The organism is Helicobacter sp. 11S02596-1 (assembly GCF_002272825.1).
Taxonomy (GTDB): Bacteria; Campylobacterota; Campylobacteria; order Campylobacterales; family Helicobacteraceae; genus Helicobacter_J.
This window is the reverse complement of sequence record NZ_MLAM01000004.1, coordinates 17931-38888: the sequence shown is the minus strand read 5'-3', so window position 1 is coordinate 38888 and position 20958 is coordinate 17931. Positions and strand designations below refer to the sequence as shown.

Here is a 20958-nt window from a genome sequence, read left to right as displayed (position 1 = left end):
CAAATTTCAGTTTATCTGGTTTGGCCAGATGCACAGGAGTAGAGTCACCTCCCCCTCCTTTCTCTACTCTAAAATTTGTGCATCGATCTCCTTTTTGTTTTGTTAAGTTATAAAAAATACAATGTTATTGTTATCGCCATCCCTGATATTGCTTCGGGGGTGGCTTTATAGTTTTTAGAAGATATTTATGCTGGTTTTATAGGTAATTTACCAAAGACATTTGGTTGATTCTACTTGTAGAAGATAAAACAGCGTTGTAGTTGGTTGTAAGGTTTGAAAATTTATTATAGGTTTCTGCAATATCTGTCCCCATAACCTCCCCTTTTATCGATTCAACTTGAACTTTTAAGACTTCGTTTCTTCTGATGATATTTTCAAATGTTTTGCTGTGAGATCCATTTAACGCTATCATTTTTTCGATATGGTCGCTGAGATGGTCAAATGCTGTTATGCCATTTTGTATGCCAAGTTTTCTCATATCCGTTGTATAGGTATTTCCAAAGCTATCGGGTCGATAAATCCCTTTTCTGACAGATTCGATAATATCATCAATTTGTTCGAAAAAATTAATATCGGGTTCATCAATCGTGAGGGCGTTATTGGCATTGAGGCGGATACCTGAAGTATCGTTTTTCAAGGCTTGGGCAGAAAAGTCGTTGGTTGTGTTGTTGTAAATCATAAATTTCATCTTGCTGATAGAGCGCATATTGTCTTGAATCTCGATTTTTCCATTTCTTGTCATACTGACAGAGAGGACACCTTTGGCTTGATCTAGGAGTGCTTCATAGGCGTTTTTGTTTTCTTGCGATGGCGCATTGTCTCTGTTTTCGGCTTTCAGGTAAGCTTCTTGGGGCTGATTGCTGTAATTAAGCGCAATACTCATCGCATCCATTAATTGCTGGTATGTTACATCATCGGCTTTGGTGATACTGATTGCTGGAGGCTCATCGTTGGGATTATAAAGCGGGATGATGTATTCGGCTTTATTGGGGGTTTTGCTCGGGAGCTTTAGATACGAGCCATTTTTGTCAAAAAGTATTTGGGCTTCGATAGGGACGCCATTGTGATCTTCTAGCTTGAATGTGTATGATTGCCCCGCAATGCTCCCGCCAGCAACCTCTGAAAGCTTTGTGCCTGCATTGGCAAAGCCACTCCCATCGGCTAGGACTTGAGAGATATTGCCTGCGAGTTTGGAGCCTTTGTTGGCAAAATAAGTTTTTTCATATTCATTTTCGTAGTCTGTGGGGATGCCATCGGTTTCTAAGCCATTTTTATCCAGCGTTTTTAGAGAAATGCTAAAGCCGTGTTCGCCATCAAATGGGGGTGTTTTGCTATCGTGTTCTTTGTTTTTGACATTATTATCAACAATATTTAGCCTGCCATTAGAAATCTCTACATCAATATCGCCTCCAAAATGCGATTTGATCTGATCTATCAAATCGCCCATTGTGGTGTCTGTTGTATCGATATAGAGGGGTTCTATGGGTTCTATATCGGGCGTTCCATCTTTGTTATTGGGTCGTGTGCCATCAATCTGTATAGTCGCAACGCTTTCACCTAGCACATCAGAAAGTTTTGTATTTTTTGTCGCTGGTGCATTATCATTTGTGATAAACGCTGTCGGGATATGGACAAATCTAAAATCATAATTATCCACCACGCCCTGAATGCTTGAGAGGCTTTTGTCAGTCAAAAAGGGGCTTTTGTTAAATGAAGTCACCCTTGCGCCATTGGTTTTGAGCTCTTCTAAATTATCCACATCCATATCGCTAGAAATCAGATGAAAATCGATATTGGAATTTCCGGGACGCAAGTCTTTGATCTCAATCTGCCCCCACGCATTCAAAGAAATATCAACGACTTTGTTTTGGGGTGTATTGCCAAATTCTTTCCCAATACGAATGAGCAAGTCATTTACGCTGGTGGCATTTTCTTTATTGCTATAGGCTTTATCAAAGCTAAATTTTGCCTTGAAATTGCTCCCATCAGGTCGCACCCCACGCAGATAAAAATATTCTTTGGAAGCTGTGGCGGGGTCATTGTTATCATCGCCGATGAGATCTCGCAATGTGTCTTCAGGCTTGATGTATTCTTCTGATGGCGGGTTGGTTTTGTTCAAAGCGTCCATAACATCAGGATGGAGCTTGCTTTGGTTGAGCATTTTTATGTTGGTAGTGATGATTTTGTGTTTGTCAGAATCACGCCCAAAAAACAATTCGTGTCCGGTGATATTATAAGGCACGAGGTTGTTTGAGCTGATGAGGGCATTTAATCGTTCATCATTGCCATAATATTTGCCTGAAGCATCAAATGGCGCTCGATCGACCTTGCTACCCCCAAATAAAAAATCCCCGCCTATGGAGGTGTTAGCGATATTGATGATATGGTCTTTGAGTTTTTCTAAATCACTTGCGATAGCCTCTCTGGAGTTTGCGGAGTGGATGTCATTGCCTGCTTGGATGAGTTTGGTTTTGAACTGCACCATTGTTTCAGAGAGTTCGCTGAGGGCTTTATCCGTGCTTAGTGTGGAATTATGCGCATCTTGGGCGACATCTATGCCTTGATCAAGCGTATTTTTTTCAAATTCTAGCTTGAGGTTTTGATTGTTGATACTGCTATTTTGGTAGCCATATTGGATTTTGAGTCCTGAGGCGATTTTGGTGTTCATATCATTGAGCTTATTTTGGAGAACATTTTGGTAATAATTCATTTGGTTGTATTTTGTTCCAAAAGTAATGCGCATTTACAACACCTTATATCATATTAATTAGAATCGCTTTGGGTTTTTCCAAGCAAAAATAATTCCCAAAAACAATTCAAGCTGGTATTTTACTATCGGAATTTTGTTTAAATATTTAATCTGATGGAATTGCCCCCTCGATAGTTTCTTCTTGGATCAAAAAAGGGATTTGTTTTTTATCCCATTCTCTTTTTTTCTGAATAAGTGATTCATCGGGTAAGGGTTTATCGGGTTTGTTTGATGGCGTTTTTGATTCGTTGGTTTGGGGTTTGGCTAGGGATGTGATTTTTTCTATAAGAGGGCTTTTTGGCAAGGGTAGTCGCACAAATTTGCCCGTATCTGTAATCTCGATGATACCAACAGGTTTGTGGGTGCGATGATCGATGAGTAGGACTTGATTGGGCTTTAGCGGGATTTCTGCTTCGGCGAGTTCTTCAGGGGATTGGGAATTTTGGGTATCTTGGGCGACAATGATACTATCAGAGAAAAGCATTCCAGCTACCAAAAAAATCATCCAAAAAAATTTCATCATTGCAAGCCTTTTGAAATTTATGTTTTACAAATCAAACATATTATATAGTAATAAAATAAAATCTTAGGAGTAATGCAAATGACAATCGTATCGACTTCCAATGCCCCACAAGCCATTGGACCTTATTCACAAGCTATTATTCATAATGGACTTATCTATACATCGGGGCAAATCGCCCTCAAGCCCGATGGGAGCTTTCTTGATGGTGATATTACAGCACAAACCAAGCAGGTTTTGCAAAATCTAAAAAATGTCTTAGAAGCAGCGGGCAGCTCGCTTTCTGGCGTTATCAAAACATCGGTTTTTTTGTCTGATATGGATAATTTTAATGAACTTAATGCGGTTTATGCCCAATTTTTTGACAACCATAAGCCTGCACGCACGACCATTGCGGTCAAAACACTCCCAAAAAATGCACTCGTAGAGATCGAATGTATTGCCAGGGTGTAGTTTGGTGCAGGTTTTAAGTAAAAATTAGGTTTTTTTTAATATAATTCGAGGTTTTTTGTATCGCTTTGAAGCGACGTTTGAAAACAATAAACTTCTCAAGGAAAAACTAATGTATGCAGTGTTTAAGAATGGAGGCAAACAATACAAGGTCCAAGAAGGCGATATCGTCTTGCTTGATAAAATGAGCCTTGAGCCAAAGTCAAAGTTAGAATTGAGCGAAGTTCTAGCCATCTGCGATAATGATGATCTCAAATTAGGCACTCCTTTTGTTGGGGGAGCAAAGATTGAGGCGGAAGTTATCAATGAGGGCAGGGGCAAAAAAGTCGTAACATTCAAGAAGAGAAGAAGAAAAGACAGCAAAACCAAACGAGGTTTTAGACGCGACTTCACTCGAGTAAGAATCTTAAAGATAGTAGGATAAAGGAGCTATAGATGGCACACAAGAAAGGTCAGGGAAGCACCCAGAATAATCGTGATTCTGCCGGTAGAAGACTAGGTATTAAAAAATTTGGCTCGCAGTTTGTGCGGGCGGGAAATATTATCGTCAGACAACGAGGCACAAAAATCCATCCCGGTAGCAACGTTGGTATCGGCAAGGATCATACTATTTTTGCTTTGATTGATGGGGTGGTAACATTCCAGCAAAAAGACAAGCACCGCAAGAAAGTTTCTGTTATATCTGCTTCCGTTTAATACTTCGGGCTTCATATTTAGAGAGGATTCTTGATTGTAGTCCTCTCGCATCCTCATTCAAAAAATTTTCATTTTAAATTTATCCTGCGATTGTTTTGCGACCATTCTACAGATAGATTGTTCTATCATTATTTTGCGATGATTAAGTTTATTTTTCCTATAATATTTAGTTCATAATAATTTTAAAGATTAACAATAAGAAATCATCGTGGCATATAGGTTTTTTGGTGCAAAATTATTAAAAGATAAGAGTTTTCAGATTTCGATGCGTCGATATTTTCGTTTTTATCTAAGAAAAATCGCTTTTTATTCTTATGTGTTGCGATTTGAAAAATTTATAAACAAAAATCCATTTTTGATTGATCTTATCCAATCAAAGCCGATGAGTGCGTATGTGCTTATCAAGTGTTTTTGCAATAGAAAATTCAATGCAAAAGAACGTTTCAAACTCATCATCTCTGATTTGTCTTTTATGCAAAAATTCCATTTTAATTCGGGCATTTTGCCATTGTGGAAAAATAGTATTGAGATTTTTAGCATAGATGCTAAAAACCCAGATGATACGCCCTATATTTTGAGCTTGGAGGCAAATCCATTGATTTCTGAAGAGGGATTTTGGGCGCTTATTTTGAAAAATACCACGCGCGGGGGGGGGGGGTCAAAATTGGATTTATCAAGCGACATTTGCCTTTACCCCTGAGAATGATTTATTGATCGCTTCGATTCAAGGTGCTAAGATTACTGAAGTGGGCAATGATGAAATCAAGCTTTTGACAAAAAAATGTTTTGGTCTGCGCCCACCAGCTTTGTTGATTGAGGTGCTAAAAATGTTGGCAAAATCGCTGGCTTGCCAACGCACATTAGGTATCACGCAAAAGTCTCAAGTCCGTTCAAATAAGGGGCTTAAAAAGGGTTTTAATGTGGATTATGATAAAATGTTTCAAGAATCTGGCGGGGAGTTGCTTCAAGTTGGCAGGCATTACTATCACTGGCTATCACCTACACGCAAAAACCTTGAGGATATTTCAAGCCATAAGCGTTCGATGTATAAAAAACGTTTTGAAATGCTTGAAGAAATACAGGGCAAAATGGATAAAATATTTTCTGTAAAAGAAGTCAATAATTAGGGATACTCAATGTTTGTGGATAATGTAGATATTTTTATCGCTTCGGGCAAAGGTGGGGCGGGGGCGGTGAGCTTTCGGCGGGAAAAATTTGTCCTTAATGGCGGGCCTGATGGGGGCGATGGGGGCGGGGGGGGCGATGTTTATTTTGAGATTGATCCCAATACCGATACGCTCTCTAGCTTTCGTGGGACCAAGCATTACAAAGCTAAAAATGGCCAACCCGGTGGGGGGAAAAAATGCAGTGGGAAGCGTGGCGAAGATATTATCATCAAAGTCCCTCCCGGCACGCAAATTTTTGATTTTGAGAGTAATGAGTTGCTTTATGATCTGATGGGGCAAGCCCCTAAGGTCAAGGTCTTAAAAGGCGGCAAAGGTGGGCTTGGGAATGCTCGATTTAAAAATTCTGTGAATCAACGCCCTACTTACGCACAAAGCGGGCTTCCTGGTGAAGAAAAGCATATCCGATTAGAATTGAAACTCATCGCTGATGTTGGGCTGGTGGGTTTCCCTAATGTCGGCAAATCCACGCTGATTTCTGTGATTTCAAATGCTAAGCCTGAGATTGCTAATTATGAATTTACGACGCTAGTGCCTAATCTAGGCGTTGTCCAGCCTGATGAGTTGCATACGTTTGTGGTGGCAGACATTCCAGGAATCATCGATGGAGCGAGCGAGGGCAGGGGGCTTGGGATAGAATTTTTGCGGCATATTGAGCGAACCAAAATCCTGCTTTTTGTGCTAGATGTAAGTTCTCAAAAAAGCCTGTTGTCTCAATATCAAAAATTAAGAGCTGAGCTTAAAAATTTCTCCACACAATTGCATTCAAGACCCTTTGGAATCGTTTTGAGCAAGATAGACGCATTGGAAGAATCGTTGCAAAACATTCAGGAATTTTATGTTTTTTTAGGGATTGAAGGTTTAAAATGCGATCGTTTTGGATTGCAAAAGGATTGGGAGTATTTTATTGATGGAGCGTTGCTTGAAAGCACACCCCGAGCAGATGAAAAAAAATCTTTGGAGGGAATGCCTTTGTTTGTGATCCCTATATCTTCGCTTACTCAAACCAACACACGATCGTTGCAGTTTGTTCTTTTGGAAGCTATAAAAATTCAAAAACAATTAACGCAACAAGCTACAAAAGAGTGTTTGGGCTAGCAAAATAATTCATAAATTTGATGGATTTGGATGCAGATTTTAAAGGGTTTTGAATGAGAATTTTATTTATGGGAACGCCTTATTTTGCGCAAGTTATTTTGGAAAAAATCTTAGAAGATTCGCATTTTGAGGTTGTCGGATTGTTTGCCCAGCCCGATAGACCATTTGGCAGAAAACAAGAGCTCAAAAGCCCCGCAACAAAGGAATATGTCATTCAAAAAAATATCCCTATCCCTATTTTTCAACCGCAAAATCTTGATGAAGAAAGTTTTGGCGTGATTGCCAAACTCAAGCCCGATGCGATTGTGGTCGTTGCTTATGGGAAGATATTGCCCAAGCAGATACTTGCATCTGCTAAGTGCCTGAATATCCACGCTTCTGTGCTTCCGAACTATCGTGGTGCTTCGCCTATCCACGAAATGATTTTGAATGATGATAAGATTTATGGGGTTAGTGTGATTGCGATGGAAGCGGGGCTTGATAGCGGGGATATTTTGGGTGTGAGTGCGTTTGAGCGTGAAAAACCGCTTGGCTTAGAAGCTTTGCTACCAATATTGGCAGAAATGGGTGGGGCATTGGCAATCAAGGTTTTAAAAAACTTGAAAATTATCCAACCCCTCAAACAGCGCCACGCCGATGCGACATATTGTAAAAAAATCATCAAAAATCAGGGGCTTGTCGATTTTGAGAATGCCAAAGAGATTTATTTGAAATTTTTGGCATATAGCACGTGGCCACAGATTTTTTTGCCTAGCGGGTTGAAGTTGTTTGGAATCGAGCTGGTTTGCCAAACTGAGGAATATCAAAAAGGAGAAATCTTATCGGTTCAAAAAGATAGCATTGTTGTTGGGTGTTTGCGTGGGACGCTTCGTATTGGGGCATTGCAGTCCCCGGGCAAGCAAAAAATGGATGCGAAAACTTACATTCAGGGAAAACGACTTAAAATCGGGGATGTGTTAGCCTAATGCGTATTAAATATTTTGAAGAATTGGATTCAACACAGAAATATCTTTTGGAAAAAATCAGGACCAACGAGCTAGCCTCGCCGATTTGTATTGTCGCAAACAAGCAGAATGCTGGGATTGGCAGTCGGGGCAATCGCTGGGAGCAGGTGCAAGATTCGCTTGCTTTTTCATTTGCCTTGAGTCTTTCTAGCCTGCCTCAAGACCTGCCGATCCAGAGTTCTTGTATTTTTTTTGGATTTATTTTCAAAGAAATTTTAGTCCAGATGGGATTTGATGTATGGCTAAAATGGCCTAATGACCTTTATATCGGGGATTTGAAAGTCGGGGGCATTATGGCAAATACTTCTAAATCTGATTTGGTTTGTGGTATTGGGTTGAATATTTATGCAGAAAAATTTGGCTCTTTGGGGGCGAGTGTTTCCAAACAAGGGATTTTGGAAAGTTTTTTTGAGAAAATCAAAAATCTTCCTGAATGGAAGCAGATTTTTAGTAAGTATGCGTTAGAATTTCATAAAAATTTTAATTTTTCATTTCATTATGACGATAATAGCGATAATGTTCTGAGCTTGAAAGGGGCAAAATTGCTTTTGGATGGAGGACTTTATTTAGATGGTGAAAAAATTTACAATTTTAGATGATAGGGGCAGAATATGTGTGAGATCATAACGGTTGCAAATCAAAAAGGCGGGGTTGGCAAGACCACCACAGCGGTCAATCTAGCAGCTTCTTTGGCACTGGCAGAAAAAAATGTCTTGCTGATTGATTTTGATCCCCAGTCAAATGCCACAACGAGCTTGGGGTTTCGGAGGAATGATATTGAGTTTGATATTTATCACGTGTTGATGGGGAGCAAAAAGCTTTCTCAGATTATCCAAAAGACGGAAATGCCCTTTATGCACTTAGTGCCTTCTAATATCGGTTTGGTGGGTATTGAAAAGGAATTTTATAACAAAAAAGGGGCGGGTAGGGAGCTTATCCTCAAAAAGAAAATCCAAGAAGTGCTTGATTTGTATGATTTTATCATCATTGATTCCCCTCCCGCACTAGGACCTTTGACTATCAATGCCCTTTCAGCGGCTGATTCTGTGATTATCCCCATCCAGTGCGAATTTTTTGCATTAGAGGGGTTGGCGCAGTTGCTCAGTACTATCAAGATTCTTCGGGATTCTATCAATCCCAAACTAGAAATCAAAGGATTTTTGCCAACGATGTATTCTTCTCAAAACAATCTTTCTAAGCAGGTTTTTGCCGATTTGTCCCAGCATTTTGATGCCAAGCTTTTTAAGGACAAAACAGACAATTCTTATATCATCGTTCCGCGCAGTGTCAAGCTTGCAGAATCCCCTAGCTTTGGCAAACCTGTCTTGCTCTATGATGTGAAATCAAACGGGAGTATTGCGTATCAGACATTGGCTCAAACTATATTAGAGGGGGCATAATTTGGCAAAAAAGAATTTAGCGCTTGGGAGAGGCTTGGGTGCGATATTGAGTGAAGTTGGTCAGGCATATGAAAACAATCTTTCTGATAATTCTGAATTGGTCGTTGAGCTTGATGTCGATATTATCAAGCCAAATCCTTACCAACCTAGAAAGCATTTTGTGCAAGATTCTGTGAGCGAACTTTCTCAATCAATAGCCGAACACGGCTTACTGCAGCCAATTTTGGTTTATGAGGATAACAACAATGATTATGTTTTGATAGCTGGCGAGAGGAGGCTTCGTGCGTCTAAGCTTGCGGGGTTAAAAACGATTCGGGCTATCGTTGTAAATATCGATACTGCCAAATTGCGTGAAGTTGCTTTGATTGAAAATATCCAGCGGGAGGATTTGAACCCGATTGATTTGGCAAATTCTTATAAAGAATTGATTGAAGATTACAAAATCACTCACGATGAGTTGGCAAAAAAAATCAAAAAATCACGGGTTCAGATTACCAATACATTGAGATTGTTGGGCCTCTCATCCAAAATCCAAGAATCTTTGATAGAGGAAAAAATCACTCAAGGACACGCCAAGATTCTTGTAACGCTAGATGAAGATGAGCAGGGCGTTGTGCTTGATTCGATTTTGGGGCAAAAGCTCTCTGTTAGGGATACCGAACTCCTTGTCAAAAAGCTCAAAAAAAGCGATTCTGCGCCAAATGATAGGGCTTTAAAGCCAACAAAAACACCGAATTTTGATCAAAAGATTGCCAAAATCAAAGACATATTGAAAGATTATTCCATTTCAAGTTCGTTTAAAGATAATCGATTGGTGCTAGAACTATCTGATGAGTCAAAAATTGATATATTGATTAAAAAATTATCCTTGCATTAGAGGTTTATTTTAAGATAATTTTTGATAGAATATCCCAAATCTGCGATTGTAATCTCGATAATAGGAGTCTGAATGACCATAACCGTAAATCCTTATCTGATGTTTTTGGTTTTTGTTGTATTTATTATTACACTTTATCTCCTCAATATTTGGCTTTACAAACCTATAATTTCTTTTATGGACAATCGGAATGCTTCTATCGATCACGATATGCAATCCATACAAAATAACACCCAAGAAACGCTTGAGATTGATAAAGAAATCAAACAGATTCTTGAAAATGCTCGTTTGGAATCAGCTCAAATTGTAGAGCAGGCTACAAGTGAAGCAAAGATTGCTTATGAAGCAAAAATAATGAAGAAAAAAAATGAATCTGCTGTTAAGTTTGAAGAATTTTTAAGCAAGTTGCAGATCCAAAGAAATGACCTAAAAGGTCAGCTTTTGGAAAAAATGCCGGACTTTCAAGAGTCTTTGAAGCTAAAAATATCTCAAATATAGGGGGAATCTGTGAAATATATCCTTTTTTTATTACTTCCTGCTTCTTTGTTGTTTGGAGCAGATGTGAATGTTTCAGATACCGATATTGTTGAGCGTGTCATCAACTTTGTGATATTTGTAGCGATTTTATGGTATTTGGTGGCAGACAAATTAAAGAATGTTTTTGCCACTCGGCGGGAAAAGATTTCTAAAAGGCTTGATGAAGTTCAAGACAAGCTCAAAACTGCCAAAAAAGCAAAAGAACAAGCCCTAAGGAGACTAGAAGAAGCAAAAGAAAAGGCTTCTGATATGGTCGCTACAGCAAAGAAAGAAGCTTATTTGGTGATGCAAAAGATTGATGAGCAATCCAAGATTGATATTGAAAATATTATGAAGAATAATGAGACTTTGATGGACTTTGAGCAAAAAAAGATGGAAAGAGAAGTTGTCGAGGAGATACTTTTAGAGCTTTTTAAAACCAAAATCGGTTCTTTTGAGACTTCTGATTATATCAATATATTGAATAAAAAGGTCGCATAATGGTTGAAATCGTTGCCAAAAAATATACAAAAGCACTGATAGCAAGCTTTGATGATAATCATTTGGAGGCTTTTTTAAAAGATATAGAAAAGATGGTGGGTGTCTTTGGCTATGAAAAATTTTTGGATATTATCCACTCTCCTTATGTTTCAAAATCCCATAAACAGGCTTTTTTGCTTGAACTAATTAATTCAAACAATGAAAAGACTATCAATTTTGTAAAGCTTTTGGGAGAAAATGATAGGTTTGATATTATCCCTTCTTTGTATGCGGGATTGCAGGCTTATATGAGTCAAAAAAGTAAGTCCTATGTTGGTTTATTGTATTTGAATCAAAAGGTTGACCCAAATGTTGTCGATCGGATTGCCAAAGCACTTTCTGGGCGTTTTGGAGTTAGTCTTGAGATCAAGCAAGTAGAAAACCCGATAGAGGGTATCAAGCTAGTTATTGATGATTTAGGCATTGAGATTTCTTTCTCTCGAGAGAATTTTTTGAATGAATTAAAATCATATGTATTGAAAGCAATTTAATTTTAAGAAAAGGAGAAAAGTGTGGTAGCAAAGTTAAAGCCCGAAGAAATCAGTTCAATTATCAAGGAAAGAATAGAAAGTTTTGATATTGATGTCAATATAGCCGAGACAGGTAAAGTCATTGCTTATGCTGATGGTGTTGCTAAAGTCTATGGTTTGAAAAACGTTATGTCCTATGAGATGGTTGAATTTGATACGGGGGACAGGGGTCTTGCTTCAAATCTTGAAGAAGGTAGTGTTGGGGTTGTTGTTCTTGGTGCTGGAAAAAATATCAAAGAAGGCACATCGGTCAAAAGATTGGGCAAATTGATGAAAGTCCCCGTTGGGGATGTGGTTGTCGGCAGGGTTATCAATACGTTGGGCGAACCCATTGATGGAAAAGGGGCGATAGAAGCTGTTGAACATCGTTTTGTTGAGCAAAAAGCTCCCGGCATTATGGATAGAAAATCTGTCCACGAGCCACTTCAGACAGGTATCAAGGCAATTGATGCGCTTGTGCCTATCGGTCGAGGGCAACGAGAGCTTATCATCGGGGATAGACAAACCGGAAAAACCACCGTCGCCATCGATACTATCATCAACCAAAAAGGTCAAGATGTTATCTGTATTTATGTCGCCATCGGTCAAAAAGAATCTACCGTCGCCCAGGTTGTCCGAAAGCTAGAAGAATATGGGGCGATGGAATACACTGTGATTGTAAATGCCTCTGCTTCAGACTCTGCAGCTATGCAATTCTTAGCACCTTATACGGGTGTTACTATTGGTGAGTATTTTAGAGATAATGCAAGACACGCTTTGATTATATATGATGATTTGAGCAAACACGCTGTAGCTTATCGAGAAATGTCTTTGATCTTGCGAAGACCACCAGGCAGGGAAGCATTTCCCGGAGATGTCTTTTATATCCATTCCAGACTGCTTGAAAGGGCTGCAAAAGTTAGTGATGAAAAAGGAGCAGGTTCTCTGACTGCCTTGCCAATCATCGAGACCCAAGCAGGCGATGTTTCTGCCTATATCCCGACAAATGTCATCTCCATCACAGATGGACAGATTTTCTTGGAGACAGATTTATTTTTCTCAGGTATCAGACCTGCTATCAACGTAGGGCTTTCAGTTTCAAGGGTCGGTGGGGCTGCTCAGATCAAAGCAACCAAGCAAGTTTCTGGGACATTGCGATTAGATTTGGCACAATACCGAGAATTGCAAGCTTTTGCACAATTTGCCTCGGATTTGGATGAGCTCAGCAGGAAGCAACTCGATAGAGGGCAAAGAATGGTAGAAGTTCTCAAGCAACCCCCTTATTCTCCCTTGCCTATTGAAAAACAAGTTGTGATCATTTATGCTGGTGCTAAGGGCTTTTTAGATGATATTCCTGTTAATAGGGTTGTGAAGTTTGAAAGCGAGCTTTATCCGTTTTTGGAAGCAAAATATCCCAAAATTTTTGAAGATATCCGAATGAAAAAAGCTTTGGATAAAGACCTAGAAAGCATTCTTGTGAAAGCATTGGAAGAATTCAAGATAAGTTTTACAGCTTGATAATAGGATAAATCAATGGGAAATAATTTAAAAGAGATCAGAAAACAGATTGGCAGTGTTAAAAATACTCAGAAAACAACTCGTGCGATGAAGTTGGTCTCTACTTCTAAACTAAAAAAAGCTGAAGAAATGGCGAAACGTTCAAAAGTTTTTGCCAATAAGTTGAATGAGGTTTTCAATGATATATTATCAAAAATAAAAATTAGAGGTTTAGAAAACATCAACAGCAAATATTTTTTAAATCTAAAAGATAGAGATATTAAAAAAGTTGATATTATTTTTGTAACTGCAGATAAGGGTTTGTGTGGCGGTTTTAATTCAATGACCATCAAGGAAGTCATCAGGCTAATGAATGAATATAAAAGTCAAGGCATTAAAGTCAGACTTCGAGGCATAGGCAAAAAAGGAATCGCTTATTTTGTTTTTAATGAGATTGAAGTTTTGGATAAAATTGCAGACTTGAGTTCATTCCCTGATTATGACCGAGCTGCCGCTTTTGCAATGAAGGTCGTTCAGGATTATCTTGATGGTTTGACTGATGAAGTGTTGATTGTGCATAATGGTTTCAAAAATATGATTTCCCAAGAACTTAAGGTAAAAAATCTTCTACCTTTGGGAATAGATACTAAAACACTTGATGTAAATTCGAGCGCTGTTACGATTGAACCTGATGATGAAGAAGACCTTGTTTTGGATGAGTTGGCTAAAAAATATATCGAATACAATATGTATTATGCGTTGATTGATTCTTTGGCTGCAGAGCATAGCTCTAGAATGCAAGCAATGGACACAGCGACCAATAATGCTGGAGAATTGGTAAAAAGCTTGACGGTTTCTTATAATAAAGCGAGACAAGAAGCGATCACTACGGAATTGGTAGAAATCAATGCCGGCGTTGAGGCGATGAAATAAAATTAGGAGAAAATAAATGGAAGGAAAAATCATTCAAGTTATGGGACCGGTTGTAGATGTTGATTTTGAATCATATCTGCCTGCAATCAATGAAGCCCTAGATGTTAAATACAATTTTGATGGTGTTGAAAAAAATCTCGTTTTAGAGGTTGCTGCCCATCTAGGAGACAATCGGGTCAGGACCATTGCGATGGATATGACAGAAGGTCTTACGCGAGGGCAGGCTGTCGTAGCTAGGAACAAGATGATTGAGGTTCCTGTGGGCGAAGAGGTGCTGGGTAGGATTTTTAATGTTGTTGGGGAGGTTATTGATGGGGGTGAGCCTGTAAAAAACTCTCCCACCTGGCCAATCCACCGCAGTGCTCCTACATTTGAAAACCAAAGCACCAAAACAGAAATGTTTGAAACAGGTATCAAAGTAGTCGATTTATTAGCACCTTATTCCAAAGGTGGTAAAGTGGGCTTGTTTGGTGGTGCTGGTGTTGGTAAAACCGTCGTAATTATGGAGTTGATTCATAATGTTGCTTATAAACATAGCGGGTATTCTGTATTTGCAGGTGTTGGCGAGAGAACTCGAGAAGGAAACGATCTCTATCACGAGATGAAGGAAGGCGGTGTTTTAGATAAAGTTGCCCTCTGCTACGGGCAGATGAATGAGCCCCCAGGAGCGAGAAATAGAATCGCTTTCACAGGGCTTACAATGGCTGAATATTTCCGTGATGAAAAAGGTCTTGATGTTTTGATGTTTATCGATAATATCTTTCGATATGCCCAATCAGGAGCTGAAATGTCAGCGTTATTGGGGCGAATCCCCTCTGCTGTTGGCTATCAACCGACATTAGCAAGTGAGATGGGGAAACTTCAAGAAAGAATTGCTTCGACAAAAAAGGGTTCGATTACCTCCGTTCAGGCTGTTTATGTTCCTGCAGATGACTTGACAGACCCGGCACCTGCTTCGGTTTTTTCCCATCTGGATGCGACAACGGTTTTGAATAGAAAAATCGCTGAAAAGGGTATTTACCCAGCAGTCGATCCATTGGATTCTACTTCGAGAATCTTAGATCCTCAAATTGTCGGTGAAGACCATTATAAAATCGCCACAGGCATCCAGCAAATTTTGCAAAAATATAAAGATTTACAAGATATTATTGCTATTTTGGGTATGGATGAATTGTCTGAAGAAGATAAAAAAGTGGTCGAGAGAGCTAGGAAGATTGAGAAATTTTTATCCCAACCTTTCTTTGTTGCTGAAGTTTTTACAGGAAGTCCGGGCAAATATGTTACTTTGGAAGAAACACTTGAAGGTTTTAGGGGTATTTTGGAAGGCAAATACGATCATATTCCTGAAAATGCATTTTATATGGTTGGTAATATACAAGAGGCAATAGAAAAAGCAGAAAAAATGAAAAATGCTTAAGGATAAGCGATGGAAGAATTGGTTGTAAATATAGTCACCCCTTATGGAGAGATATTTTCAGGTGGGGTCAAAAGTGTGACTTTGCCGGGCGTAGAAGGTGAGTTTGGTGTTTTGATGGGGCATAGCGATATGCTTTCTTTGCTCAAAAGCGGGGTGATTGAAATCGAAAGAACCAATAATGAAAGGGATCTTGTTGCTATCAACTGGGGCTATGCCGAGGTTACATCTTCTCAGGTGGATATTTTAGCAGATGGGGCTGTGGTCATTGGTGGTAAAGATGAAAATGAGATTTCCAATGCGATTTCTAGTGCAAAAAAACTTTTAGAAGAAGCCACTTCCGATAGGGTTGCGATTTCAAGCGTTGTTTCAAAAATAGAAACTTCTGCAAAGGGTAAGTTATAAGAGATGGCAATGTTGCAAAATTTTTTCTATGAGAGCGGTCCTGTTACATTATTTGTGTTATTTTGGTTGTCTTTGTATTTTATTTTGACCCTGTGGATTTTTATCTATAAATTTATCTCCATCCGTGCTTTTATTGCAAAAGAAAAGATTTCTTTAGATAGGATTATCAAAGACGAACAGAGACTTCCAGATTATCCCATATTTTATTTCAATGGGGATACGGGCACCAATATTTCAAAAGAAATGCTTCATATTTGGAAAAATCAGATTTTGAAGCAAAGCACAACGGGTTTGGTTGTTTTGAGTATTGTTTCTTCCACCGCACCTTTTATTGGCTTGTTTGGGACCGTGGTTGAGATTTTGGATGCTTTTGCGAGGCTTGGGATGGGGGGGCAAATTTCATTTGATGTCATAGCTCCCATCATTTCTAAGGCTTTGATTGCCACGGCAGCAGGAATATTGACAGCTATACCTGCGTATTCTTTTTTTCTTATTTTGAAACGAAAGGCTTATGATTTGTCTGTATATATCCAAATGCAGATTGATATGATTCTTTCCAAAAATACCGAGAAATGATTTGATGGAAAATGATTTTGATTGGGATGAGAAGCCCGAATTAAATATCACCCCTCTGGTTGATATTATGCTTGTTTTGTTAGCTATCTTGATGGTTACCACGCCAACAATTACTTATCAAGAGAATATTACGCTTCCCAAGGGTTCAAAAACTTTGAAAGCTTCTCAGGATAAAGTTCTCGAAATCAGGATGGATGCAAAAAAGAAAATCTATATCCATAACAGCGTTTATGATTATCGTTCATTCCCCGATACCTTCAATCTTTTGGCAAAAAAATACGATAAAAATACCAGTATCCATATTCGAGCCGATAAAAGTTTGACTTATGAAAATATTGTTTATTTGCTTAAAAGCATCAAGGAAGCAGGGTTTTCAAAAGTTTCTTTGGTTACGAATGGCTAATGAATACACGAATTTTATTCATTTGTTCGGGCTTTTTTGCTTTTTTGCTTTATTTTCTTATTTTGGCATTCTTGATTTTTGGTTTTGATTTTTCCAATCCCCTCAAATATGTTTTCAAAACGGACACGCAGATAGAGCAATCTATTGCTATTGATGCTATTTTGGATACATCATCTGAAAGTCAAAATACAGAAGATGGTGGCAATCCTTTGGAGGGAACGGGTATTAAAGATATATTTTCTTCAATCGATAGCAAGGTGAGCCCAGATCAAGCTGTATCGGACAATCGTGATCAGGTTGCCAAAAACCTAGCGCTTAAAAAACAAAGGCAAAAAATTCTTGAACGGCTTGAAAGTGATATGAAAGACATCAATTCCAAGCTTGAAACCATCAAAAACAAAACGATTGATATCCAGTCCCAAAACCCCAAACCCGATACTTCTGATGGTCTTTATGATCAATGGTTTGGCGAAGTTTATAAGATTTTGTATTCAAAATGGAAGCTATCTTTTTATAAAAATGCCTCTGTGAGTGTTTTACTCACGATTACAGATACGGGAGATTTTAGCTATAGAATACTGCGATATTCGCCTTATGATGATTATAATCAAAGCGTCGAAAGTTTGTTGAAATCGCTAAAAAATCAGAAATTCCCTCCTTATCCTAAAGGAAAATTTGTTAATATTGAAGTTAATTTTAGAACAGAGGAAAAATAATGAGAATTTTATTGTTGCTTTTTATTTATTGTGGGAGTTTGTTCGCTATTGATGCGACATTGGATGTTGTCAAAACCATCCAAAAAATTCCCAATGTGGAAGTGAGTTATTCTGATTCTAAAAATTCAGAGCAGGCAAAAAAAATCTATAAAATTTTGATGACAGATCTAAAAATCAGTAGCCATTTTGAGGTTTTTGATGGGGATAAGTATAAGGGCGGGTCTGTTGATTATGCAACTTATCAAGCCAAAAAAATTGATCTCCTTGTTCGCGTGGAAGTCAAAAATGAAAATAATGGCATTCAGGCAATGATGTATTTGTATGACATCAATTCATCAGAATTTAAAATCAGTAAAATCTATACGATTTCTAATCAATCTTTGTATCCCTTTGCAGCCCATAAGATGGCTATTGATATCAATAATTATATCAAAGCCCCCTCGATTGATTGGATGAATCGATTCGTTGTTTTATCGAAGTATATGGGTTCAGGCGAGACAGAAATTGTAATTTCTGATTATACTTTGACTTATCAAAAGGTTGTTATCAAAGGTGGATTGAATATTTTTCCCAAATGGGCAAATCTTGATCAAACAGAGATTTATTACACAAAATATCTTCAAAAACCCACAATAGTTAAATATAATCTTTATACAGGCTTGAGTAAAAATATCATTCAAAGCGATGGTATGGCAATCGTTTCAGATGTGAGCAAGGATGGCACGAAGCTTCTTTTATCTCTCGCTCCAGAAACCCAATCAGATATTTTTCTATATGATTTGAATACAAAGAAAAATACACAACTCACAAAATACACTGGTATCGATGTTTCTGGCAATTTTATTGATAATGATACGGCAATGATTTTTATTTCTGATCGGGCGGGATATCCCAATGTATTTGCAAAAAAGCTCGCTATCGATGCCCCGGTCGAGCAAGTCGTCTATCACGGGCGCAACAACAGCTCGGCGTCAGCTTATGGGGATTATGTCGTTTATACTAGCCGTGAAAGTGCCAATGAATTTGGTTTAAATACATTTAACTTATATTTGATTTCTACAAAAAGTGATTATATCCGCCGATTGACCGCTAATGGCACAAATCAAATGCCTAGATTTTCGAGCGATGGGGGGAGTATTATGTTTTTGAAACATACGCAAAATCAAAGCGCTTTGGGGATTATTCGATTGGATTATAATCGTAGTTATTTATTTCCGTTAAATCATATCAAAATACAAGCTTTTGATTGGTAAAATAAATAAAAATTTTAGATATAATCAAGAAATAAAAAAATCAGAAAAGAGGAGTTTTCTATGAATAAAGTCTTAACAGCGGGTTTCGTTTTTGCAGTTTTGTTGATTGCAGGTTGTGCCCAAAAGGATGTTTCGATTTCTGACTCAGGATCTACAGAGCAAGAAAGTATCCAAAATAATGTTGCAGAGGCACCACAAGAGGTTGCTCAACCTAAAGAAGAAGATCAAAAAATCGCCAATGGAACAATTGTTGGTAGTGTGTATTTTGATTTTGATAAGTTTAATATCAAACCTGATATGCAAAATGTGGTTGATGAGAGTTCTCAAAAAATCAAAGATGCCGATATGAATGTTTTGATTGAAGGCAATACCGATGAGTTTGGTAGTGATGAATACAACTATGCCTTAGGGACAAAGCGAGCTTTGAGCGTGAAAAGTGCTTTGGTAGTAAAAGGAATCAACAAGGCTAATATCAAGGTGGTTAGTTTTGGCGAGAGCAAACCAATCTGCAAAGAACAAACAAAAGCTTGCTACCAAAAGAATAGAAGAGCTGATATTAAACTTGTAAAATAGCGCTCAATATGAGGCAAGTCGCATTTTTTCATTGCAATAAATTTTTGTTGGCTTTGTTGGCTTGTCTGACTTTGAATGCAGAGCCATCCGCCTTTGAGCTTCAAAGTGGTGCTACAAAAAAAGAGCTTAAGACGCTTCAATCGAGTAGCAAAAATCTTGAGTCTATCATTACCGATTTGCGGGATAGGGTAGCCTCTCTTGAGCAAACCCAAGATGGCTTGAGAAGCCTGTTTGAAGGTCAGAGTCTAAAGATTAAAAATTTATTGGACACTGCTGTTATATACCAAAATTCCATCAAGTCGTTGCAATCTGTTCAAGAGTTACATTCTGAAACCCTTAAGAAACAATCTGATTTGCTCGATAATTTGAAAAATCAAGTCGAGGCAAATAAGCAATCTATCAAGGATTTGGATAAGAAAATAACCGATATGGGTGAGTTGTTGTCGCATATCAATACGACAATGGTTGCGCAGTTGGAAGTAATTAAAAAAAATTTAGAAATCCAAACCCCCGATCCTGATGTAAATAAAAAACCCAAACAATCAGAACTGCCAAAGCCTGCCGATAAGGTTTCTTTTGAAAAAGATATGAGCAAGCAAAAACAGATTTTTGAAGATGCTACAAAATTGTTTTATCAAAAGAAACTCAAGGAATCAAAAGCAAGATTGGATTGGTTGGTCGAGACAAATTATAGACCTGCCAATAGTCTGTATTTGCTAGGAGAGATCGCTTACAAAGAAAAAAAGTATCAAGAAGCGATCGTTTTTTACAAAAAAAGTGCATTGTTAAATGACAAAGCCAACTATATGTCCATTTTATTGTGGCATACGGCTTGGGCTTTTAAGTATTCTAAAGATTTGGCAAATTACAATAAATTTTTGGAATCTTTGATATACTTGTATCCTCAGAGCGAACAAGGACAAAAAGCTAAAGAAATCATAAATCGAACAAAAGGTAAGAAATGAGTAATATAGAAGCAAATAAAGTCGTGGCTATTGAATATGAAGTGATGGATTTTGACACCAAAGAAATCGTGGATTCAAATGTGGGTGCAAAACCTTTGGAGTTTTTAGTCGGTGCTGGTCAGGTGATTACCGGATTAGAAAAGGCGATTATTGGTGCAGAGATTGGAAAAAAATTTGAAGTGGAAGTGAAGCCTGAGGAGGCTTATGGAATCTATAGAAACGATTTTCTGCAAGAAGTCCCCAAAGAACAATTTGAAGGTATTGAGCTAGAAAAAGGGATGACGCTTTTTGGGCAAGGGGAAAATGGACAAACCGTTCAAGTAATAGTGAAAGATTTTGGCGATAAAATGGTGATGATCGATTACAATCACCCTCTAGCTGGCAAAACTCTTTTGTTTAATATTACGGTGTTGGACTCAAGAGAGCCAACCGAGCAAGAAATCATTAGCGGTGGTGTTGTTGGGGGTTGTGGCTGTGGTTCAGAGGGAGGACATCATCATCACGAACACAAAGGCGATGGGGGTTGCTGTGGCGGTGGAGGCGGTGGGTGCGGTTGCTCGCACTGAAAAAATTTTAGGATTCAATACTTTCATTTGCCCTTATGGGGCACTCCAAACATTCAATTTTCCCAAAAACCAAAGTTAAATTAGAAAATTTACAAACTTTAATCTTCAAATATC

26 protein-coding genes are annotated in these 20958 nt (G+C 38.3%); 24 read left to right on the top strand and 2 right to left on the bottom strand.

What is annotated here, in order from left to right; genetic code table 11:
* Positions 1-196: 196 nt before the first annotated feature.
* Together flgL and BJI48_RS03390 are read right to left on the bottom strand one after the other, a co-directional pair.
* Positions 197-2743, bottom strand: coding sequence for a flagellar hook-associated protein FlgL (flgL, locus tag BJI48_RS03395; RefSeq protein ID WP_095331911.1), 2547 nt, complete (start codon positions 2741-2743; stop codon positions 197-199).
* A 112-nt stretch (positions 2744-2855) separates the two neighbouring features.
* Entirely contained in the window at positions 2856-3272 is a 417-nt protein-coding gene (locus BJI48_RS03390; RefSeq protein ID WP_143428764.1) for a hypothetical protein, read from the bottom strand.
* Positions 3273-3350: 78 nt separating this feature from the next.
* On the opposite strand from BJI48_RS03390, the gene BJI48_RS03385 reads away from it, so the two are divergent.
* The 24 genes from BJI48_RS03385 to BJI48_RS03270 all read left to right on the top strand — a co-directional run bounded on the left by BJI48_RS03385 (position 3351) and on the right by BJI48_RS03270 (position 20844).
* Complete coding sequence (locus BJI48_RS03385) at positions 3351-3722, top strand: RidA family protein (protein WP_180763032.1); 372 nt, start codon at positions 3351-3353, stop codon at positions 3720-3722.
* 109 nt (positions 3723-3831) lie between these two features.
* Positions 3832-4143 carry a 50S ribosomal protein L21 gene (rplU, locus tag BJI48_RS03380; protein ID WP_095331905.1) on the top strand — a complete coding sequence of 104 codons (312 nt, stop codon included), beginning with the start codon at positions 3832-3834 and terminating at the stop codon, positions 4141-4143.
* An 11-nt stretch (positions 4144-4154) separates the two neighbouring features.
* Positions 4155-4415 (top strand): 50S ribosomal protein L27, encoded by a 261-nt coding sequence (gene rpmA, locus BJI48_RS03375; RefSeq protein WP_095331903.1) that lies wholly within the window; start codon positions 4155-4157, stop codon positions 4413-4415.
* A gap of 265 nt (positions 4416-4680) precedes the next feature.
* Positions 4681-5115, top strand: a complete 435-nt coding sequence (locus BJI48_RS03370; protein WP_180763031.1) for a DUF535 family protein — start codon at positions 4681-4683, stop codon at positions 5113-5115.
* Positions 5116-5125: 10 nt separating this feature from the next.
* The gene (locus tag BJI48_RS03365) at positions 5126-5542 is read left to right on the top strand and encodes a VirK/YbjX family protein (protein WP_257874368.1); all 417 of its coding nucleotides are present in this window, start codon (positions 5126-5128) and stop codon (positions 5540-5542) included.
* Positions 5543-5551: 9 nt separating this feature from the next.
* Complete coding sequence (obgE, locus tag BJI48_RS03360) at positions 5552-6697, top strand: GTPase ObgE (RefSeq protein WP_095331897.1); 1146 nt, start codon at positions 5552-5554, stop codon at positions 6695-6697.
* A 53-nt stretch (positions 6698-6750) separates the two neighbouring features.
* Positions 6751-7662, top strand: a complete 912-nt coding sequence (fmt, locus tag BJI48_RS03355) for a methionyl-tRNA formyltransferase (protein WP_095331895.1) — start codon at positions 6751-6753, stop codon at positions 7660-7662.
* Positions 7662-8300 (top strand): biotin--[acetyl-CoA-carboxylase] ligase, encoded by a 639-nt coding sequence (locus BJI48_RS03350; protein ID WP_095331893.1) that lies wholly within the window; start codon positions 7662-7664, stop codon positions 8298-8300. The genes fmt and BJI48_RS03350 overlap by 1 nt, the downstream gene beginning before the upstream one ends.
* Before the next feature lie 12 nt (positions 8301-8312).
* On the top strand, positions 8313-9101 hold the full coding sequence (locus BJI48_RS03345) for an AAA family ATPase (protein ID WP_095331891.1): 789 nt from the start codon (positions 8313-8315) through the stop codon (positions 9099-9101).
* Position 9102: 1 nt separating this feature from the next.
* On the top strand, positions 9103-9978 hold the full coding sequence (locus BJI48_RS03340) for a ParB/RepB/Spo0J family partition protein (protein ID WP_095331889.1): 876 nt from the start codon (positions 9103-9105) through the stop codon (positions 9976-9978).
* A 72-nt stretch (positions 9979-10050) separates the two neighbouring features.
* A complete protein-coding gene (locus BJI48_RS03335; RefSeq protein ID WP_095331887.1) occupies positions 10051-10476 on the top strand; it encodes a FoF1 ATP synthase subunit B' in 426 nt (141 codons plus the stop codon).
* A 9-nt stretch (positions 10477-10485) separates the two neighbouring features.
* Entirely contained in the window at positions 10486-10995 is a 510-nt protein-coding gene (locus BJI48_RS03330; RefSeq protein ID WP_095331885.1) for a F0F1 ATP synthase subunit B, read from the top strand.
* Complete coding sequence (locus tag BJI48_RS03325) at positions 10995-11525, top strand: F0F1 ATP synthase subunit delta (RefSeq protein ID WP_095331883.1); 531 nt, start codon at positions 10995-10997, stop codon at positions 11523-11525. Before BJI48_RS03330 ends, BJI48_RS03325 begins: the two co-directional genes overlap by 1 nt.
* Positions 11526-11546: 21 nt before the next feature.
* Positions 11547-13061 (top strand): F0F1 ATP synthase subunit alpha, encoded by a 1515-nt coding sequence (atpA, locus tag BJI48_RS03320; RefSeq protein WP_095331881.1) that lies wholly within the window; start codon positions 11547-11549, stop codon positions 13059-13061.
* A 15-nt stretch (positions 13062-13076) separates the two neighbouring features.
* A complete protein-coding gene (gene atpG / locus BJI48_RS03315) occupies positions 13077-13973 on the top strand; it encodes an ATP synthase F1 subunit gamma (RefSeq protein ID WP_095331879.1) in 897 nt (298 codons plus the stop codon).
* Between the two features lie 16 nt (positions 13974-13989).
* On the top strand, positions 13990-15390 hold the full coding sequence (gene atpD / locus BJI48_RS03310; protein WP_095331877.1) for a F0F1 ATP synthase subunit beta: 1401 nt from the start codon (positions 13990-13992) through the stop codon (positions 15388-15390).
* Positions 15391-15399: 9 nt separating this feature from the next.
* A complete protein-coding gene (gene atpC, locus BJI48_RS03305) occupies positions 15400-15792 on the top strand; it encodes an ATP synthase F1 subunit epsilon (protein ID WP_095331875.1) in 393 nt (130 codons plus the stop codon).
* Between the two features lie 3 nt (positions 15793-15795).
* A complete protein-coding gene (locus BJI48_RS03300) occupies positions 15796-16368 on the top strand; it encodes a MotA/TolQ/ExbB proton channel family protein (protein ID WP_095331873.1) in 573 nt (190 codons plus the stop codon).
* A 4-nt stretch (positions 16369-16372) separates the two neighbouring features.
* A complete protein-coding gene (locus BJI48_RS03295; protein ID WP_095331871.1) occupies positions 16373-16771 on the top strand; it encodes an ExbD/TolR family protein in 399 nt (132 codons plus the stop codon).
* Complete coding sequence (locus tag BJI48_RS03290; RefSeq protein WP_095331869.1) at positions 16771-17487, top strand: TonB C-terminal domain-containing protein; 717 nt, start codon at positions 16771-16773, stop codon at positions 17485-17487. The genes BJI48_RS03295 and BJI48_RS03290 overlap by 1 nt, the downstream gene beginning before the upstream one ends.
* Positions 17487-18740: a Tol-Pal system protein TolB gene (gene tolB / locus BJI48_RS03285; RefSeq protein ID WP_095331867.1), complete on the top strand. Its 1254-nt coding sequence runs from the start codon at positions 17487-17489 to the stop codon at positions 18738-18740. The genes BJI48_RS03290 and tolB overlap by 1 nt, the downstream gene beginning before the upstream one ends.
* Positions 18741-18800: 60 nt before the next feature.
* Complete coding sequence (locus BJI48_RS03280) at positions 18801-19313, top strand: OmpA family protein (RefSeq protein ID WP_095331865.1); 513 nt, start codon at positions 18801-18803, stop codon at positions 19311-19313.
* Positions 19314-19321: 8 nt separating this feature from the next.
* Positions 19322-20278 (top strand): tetratricopeptide repeat protein, encoded by a 957-nt coding sequence (locus BJI48_RS03275; protein WP_257874367.1) that lies wholly within the window; start codon positions 19322-19324, stop codon positions 20276-20278.
* Positions 20275-20844 carry a peptidylprolyl isomerase gene (locus BJI48_RS03270; protein ID WP_095331863.1) on the top strand — a complete coding sequence of 190 codons (570 nt, stop codon included), beginning with the start codon at positions 20275-20277 and terminating at the stop codon, positions 20842-20844. The genes BJI48_RS03275 and BJI48_RS03270 overlap by 4 nt, the downstream gene beginning before the upstream one ends.
* Positions 20845-20958 lie beyond the last annotated feature (114 nt).

Excerpts from the sequence above, each read along its gene's own strand:
- flgL (WP_095331911.1), bottom strand. The coding sequence starts at position 2,743 with ATGCGCATTACTTTTGGAACAAAATACAACCAAATGAATTATTACCAA.
- BJI48_RS03390 (WP_143428764.1), bottom strand. The coding sequence starts at position 3,272 with ATGATGAAATTTTTTTGGATGATTTTTTTGGTAGCTGGAATGCTTTTC.
- BJI48_RS03385 (WP_180763032.1), top strand. The coding sequence starts at position 3,351 with ATGACAATCGTATCGACTTCCAATGCCCCACAAGCCATTGGACCTTAT.
- rplU (WP_095331905.1), top strand. The coding sequence starts at position 3,832 with ATGTATGCAGTGTTTAAGAATGGAGGCAAACAATACAAGGTCCAAGAA.
- rpmA (WP_095331903.1), top strand. The coding sequence starts at position 4,155 with ATGGCACACAAGAAAGGTCAGGGAAGCACCCAGAATAATCGTGATTCT.
- BJI48_RS03370 (WP_180763031.1), top strand. The coding sequence starts at position 4,681 with ATGCGTCGATATTTTCGTTTTTATCTAAGAAAAATCGCTTTTTATTCT.
- obgE (WP_095331897.1), top strand. The coding sequence starts at position 5,552 with ATGTTTGTGGATAATGTAGATATTTTTATCGCTTCGGGCAAAGGTGGG.
- fmt (WP_095331895.1), top strand. The coding sequence starts at position 6,751 with ATGAGAATTTTATTTATGGGAACGCCTTATTTTGCGCAAGTTATTTTG.
- BJI48_RS03350 (WP_095331893.1), top strand. The coding sequence starts at position 7,662 with ATGCGTATTAAATATTTTGAAGAATTGGATTCAACACAGAAATATCTT.
- BJI48_RS03345 (WP_095331891.1), top strand. The coding sequence starts at position 8,313 with ATGTGTGAGATCATAACGGTTGCAAATCAAAAAGGCGGGGTTGGCAAG.
- BJI48_RS03335 (WP_095331887.1), top strand. The coding sequence starts at position 10,051 with ATGACCATAACCGTAAATCCTTATCTGATGTTTTTGGTTTTTGTTGTA.
- BJI48_RS03325 (WP_095331883.1), top strand. The coding sequence starts at position 10,995 with ATGGTTGAAATCGTTGCCAAAAAATATACAAAAGCACTGATAGCAAGC.
- atpG (WP_095331879.1), top strand. The coding sequence starts at position 13,077 with ATGGGAAATAATTTAAAAGAGATCAGAAAACAGATTGGCAGTGTTAAA.
- atpD (WP_095331877.1), top strand. The coding sequence starts at position 13,990 with ATGGAAGGAAAAATCATTCAAGTTATGGGACCGGTTGTAGATGTTGAT.
- atpC (WP_095331875.1), top strand. The coding sequence starts at position 15,400 with ATGGAAGAATTGGTTGTAAATATAGTCACCCCTTATGGAGAGATATTT.
- BJI48_RS03300 (WP_095331873.1), top strand. The coding sequence starts at position 15,796 with ATGGCAATGTTGCAAAATTTTTTCTATGAGAGCGGTCCTGTTACATTA.
- BJI48_RS03295 (WP_095331871.1), top strand. The coding sequence starts at position 16,373 with ATGGAAAATGATTTTGATTGGGATGAGAAGCCCGAATTAAATATCACC.
- BJI48_RS03290 (WP_095331869.1), top strand. The coding sequence starts at position 16,771 with ATGAATACACGAATTTTATTCATTTGTTCGGGCTTTTTTGCTTTTTTG.
- tolB (WP_095331867.1), top strand. The coding sequence starts at position 17,487 with ATGAGAATTTTATTGTTGCTTTTTATTTATTGTGGGAGTTTGTTCGCT.
- BJI48_RS03280 (WP_095331865.1), top strand. The coding sequence starts at position 18,801 with ATGAATAAAGTCTTAACAGCGGGTTTCGTTTTTGCAGTTTTGTTGATT.
- BJI48_RS03275 (WP_257874367.1), top strand. The coding sequence starts at position 19,322 with ATGAGGCAAGTCGCATTTTTTCATTGCAATAAATTTTTGTTGGCTTTG.
- BJI48_RS03270 (WP_095331863.1), top strand. The coding sequence starts at position 20,275 with ATGAGTAATATAGAAGCAAATAAAGTCGTGGCTATTGAATATGAAGTG.